Origin of the sequence: Vibrio sp. 2096, from assembly GCF_033339595.1 — a bacterium.
GTDB classification, from domain to species: Bacteria; Pseudomonadota; Gammaproteobacteria; order Enterobacterales; family Vibrionaceae; genus Vibrio; species Vibrio alginolyticus.
The window spans coordinates 1-1,190 of sequence record NZ_JAWOUX010000078.1 but is presented as its reverse complement, the minus strand read 5'-3'; the positions used below and the strand labels follow the sequence as shown (position 1 = coordinate 1,190).

The 1,190-nt window shown below is 38.4% G+C and carries 2 protein-coding genes; both read right to left on the bottom strand.

Annotated features, from left to right (window positions below):
- The coding region (locus R7Q41_RS24170; RefSeq protein WP_318144725.1) for a distal tail protein Dit at positions 1–615 on the bottom strand (615 nt) is incomplete at its 3' end.
- Positions 616–626: 11 nt separating this feature from the next.
- Positions 627–1,190, bottom strand: a 564-nt coding sequence (locus tag R7Q41_RS24165; RefSeq protein ID WP_318144724.1) for a hypothetical protein, incomplete at its 5' end; no start/stop codon positions are given.

Genomic DNA, 1,190 nt, shown 5'->3' with positions numbered 1-1,190 from the left:
ACGTTGATTCCTTTCTACAGGCTTCTCCACAGTTTTTAGTGGCATACCGATACGAAAATAATCTCGATCACTTAGAGACACCCCGCCAAACCATACATCTAAAAAAGTGTTTGGTTTCGTAACTTCAATCTCAATAATAGGATTAGAATGAACAGTTCCTTTGTTTTGAACATTTGCTATTAACCCACGCTCACCTGATTGAAATTCTGCTGTTTTATTAGGACCTAATTTATATGGCATTCCACAAATAAATGTAACTACACCTTTTCCTCGATTGACTAATTCTTCTGCGTCAAAAGAGCCGTCTACAGTAGCTAAATAAGTACGATCTGGTTCATCATCAAAAATCAGTTCACATTCCTGTTCTGTAATTAACCAATCCGCTAAATCTTCTTTGACTTTTTGTAAATCAGCAATATCTTGCGCTTTAACAATAAGAGGCACATCAATTTGACGTGCCCCAACTTCTGTATTTAATAACCTTGCACCTGGATATCCTGGAGTGTTTAAGAAATTACGTTTGATAGGTGCCCAAGCAGGTCTTTTACGACCCCTAGGCATTAAAATATAGTTTCTTCTTTGGTTATTAAATGTAAAGCTTTGATATTGACCCATGAGCACCCTCCTTAAAATTGATCCTTGATTTCTTTTTCTCTTCTTTGTATTTCTGTTGTATATGGCGTCGTAATTTCAGCCACTGATTTACCATCCATTAAAGCGGTTAAATGAACAGTTAAATTGCCCTCTCTATCACCCGATGGAGTACCTCCGCTGAATGCGCCACCAAATTGCTGAGCAAATCGGTTAAATACTGCATCTGCAAACGGGTCCATACGACGACCAACAAGTGGTACTGCTGCTTCTGGACCAGCTTCACCGATACCAATGATAGATGCTTTATTGAAGAAACCACCATTAGCATGCCATTCGATACTAGGAGTGGAAGGTGGCATTAAACTAAAATTACCCACAATCCTAGGCTGTGGTAATCTTGGGAGTTTAGGAAGTGTTATATCAGGGAGTTTTAGTTTAAAGTCAAACATGCTCTTAATCTTATCGATCCATCCACTTACAGTCTCACGGGCATCTTTAAATCCATCATCCAGTCCCTCTTTAAATTCTTTTAGAACTTTTATAGCAGCACCAAATAACGGGATTTTTTCGAGTAGATTTAAAACTGCTTTCCCGAT